This is a genomic window from Sphingomonas sp. 10B4 (genome assembly GCF_035019905.1).
In the GTDB taxonomy this organism is placed as follows: Bacteria; Pseudomonadota; Alphaproteobacteria; order Sphingomonadales; family Sphingomonadaceae; genus Sphingomonas; species Sphingomonas glacialis.
Genome location: NZ_JASJVC010000308.1, coordinates 1 through 272, shown reverse-complemented (window position 1 = coordinate 272; position 272 = coordinate 1). Strand labels below are relative to the sequence as shown.

Below are 272 nucleotides of genomic sequence, written 5' to 3'. Positions count from 1 at the left end.
CTACTGATGTGCTCGATTTCCGGCATGAATTCGCGACCATCCAACTCTTCCAATACCAAGGCACGCGCCGCTTCGGTCAAATCAGACAAGGCCTCGATCCAAGCCACCTCGCGCCCATCGCTGAGCACGAGTGAAATATGTTCCAACGGCGACTGGATAGGAAAAGCGCGCACCGGGCTCACAGCCTCAAACACTTCACCGGCTTCATTCCGTAACACCAGTCGATCATACGGATCGCGGTGCAAGCTTAATATTGTCGTTGTCATGCTCAC

At 54.0% G+C, this 272-nt stretch carries 1 protein-coding gene; it reads right to left on the bottom strand.

All coding sequences use genetic code 11. The features are described 5' to 3' along the window. On the bottom strand, positions 1 to 245 hold a 245-nt coding region (locus QN347_RS19920), incomplete at its 3' end, for a DUF1854 domain-containing protein (RefSeq protein WP_323494418.1). Positions 246 to 272: the final 27 nt, after the last annotated feature.